Genomic DNA, 1,452 nt, shown 5'->3' with positions numbered 1-1,452 from the left:
GATAGCGTCCCGTGGAGTGGTGGACTTCGGATCTGGCGTGGTTCACGCGTTGTGATCAACGAGTCATGTTGAACGCTAGGTGATTTGGTGTTGTTTGGCAAGTGCTGCCGCAGCGTGTTTGGCGGCAATGACGGCACGTAAATCGTCCATGGAGACATCGGAGAGATAGCGGCGGGTGACCTGCCACTCGTCGTGGGATTCGATGACCACCGCAGTCGCCAGCCGCAGGAACGCCGCCGGATTCGGAAAGATCTCCACGACATCAGCGCGGCGCTTGATCTCCTTGTTCAACCGTTCGATCGGGTTGTTCGACCAGATCTTCTGCCAATGCGCCTTCGGGAACGCGGTGAAGGCCAGCACGTCGGTCTTGGCCTCGGCCATCATCGCGGCCACCTTCGGGAAGCTGGCCGCCAAGGTATCGGCGACGCGGTCCCACTGGTCGGCGACCTCGGCGGGGTCGGTGTGGGCGAAGATGGTCTTGACCGCCGCGGTGACCGCCGGGGCGTGTTTGGCGGACACCGCGGTGTGCAGATTTCGCATGAAGTGCACTCGGCACCGCTGCCACGATGAGTTCGCGAACTGTTGTGCCACAGCCGATTTCAATCCAGCATGCGCATCAGAGATCACCAGGTGCACACCACTGAGCCCGCGGACCCTCAGCGAGGCGAGGAATTCGCGCCAGAACTCGTAGGACTCGCTGTCACCGACGGCGGTGCCCAGCACCTCGCGCGTGCCGTCGATGGACACCCCGGTGGCCACCACGAGCGCCTGAGAGACCACGTGCGCCCCGATGCGCACTTTGCAGAACGTGGCGTCGCAGAACACGTACGGGAACTCGGTGTGGGCCAGGCTGCGGGTACGAAACGCCTCGATCTCCTTGTCCAGGCCGGCGCAGATCCGTGAGACCTCCGACTTGGACACGCCGGTCTGCACACCCATCGCGCTCACCAGGTCATCGACGCTGCGCGTGGACACCCCGTGGACGTAGGCCTCCATGATCACCGCGTGCAGCGCCTTATCGATACGGCGGCGCCGTTCCAGCAGCGACGGGAAGAACGATCCGGCCCGCAGCTTGGGGATCTGCACCTCGACGTCACCGGCGGTGGTCGAGATGGTCTTGGGTCGGTGCCCGTTGCGGTGCACGGTGCGTCCGTCAGTCCGCTGATAGCGGCCGGCGCCGATGGCCGCCGTGGCCTCGGCCTCGATCAGCTGCTGCAACCCGGCGCGGATCAGCTCGGCGAACACCGCGCCGACATCGGCGGACTTGAGCGCATCGAGTTGGGCAAGCAGGGCAGAATGATCCTGGGTCATCGCGTGGTGTGTCTTCCTGTTGAGTCACTTGGTAGGTAACTCACTGACCACTACGCGATGGCCCACCCCAACAGCGTCAACGACACACCCAGCACCGTCGTCCCCGCCCCCCGAAACTCCACCACGCTAGGGGACTTATCC

General features: G+C 64.3%; 1 protein-coding gene. It reads right to left on the bottom strand.

Features of this window, described 5'->3' with window-relative positions; all coding sequences use genetic code 11:
• Nucleotides 1-75: 75 nt before the first annotated feature.
• On the bottom strand, nucleotides 76-1,311 hold the full coding sequence (locus MHN84_RS29605; RefSeq protein WP_241207993.1) for an IS256 family transposase: 1,236 nt from the start codon (nucleotides 1,309-1,311) through the stop codon (nucleotides 76-78).
• Between the last annotated feature and the right edge of the window lie 141 nt (nucleotides 1,312-1,452).

Origin of the sequence: Mycobacterium sp. PSTR-4-N (assembly GCF_022348085.1) — a bacterium.
Lineage (GTDB): Bacteria > Actinomycetota > Actinomycetes > Mycobacteriales > Mycobacteriaceae > Mycobacterium.
Note: the sequence above shows the minus strand (reverse complement) of the source record. Positions and strands in the feature narration are given on the sequence as shown.

Bases quoted from the DNA above. Each gene is read 5' to 3' on its own strand.
- MHN84_RS29605 (WP_241207993.1), bottom strand. From the start codon at position 1,311: ATGACCCAGGATCATTCTGCCCTGCTTGCCCAACTCGATGCGCTCAAG.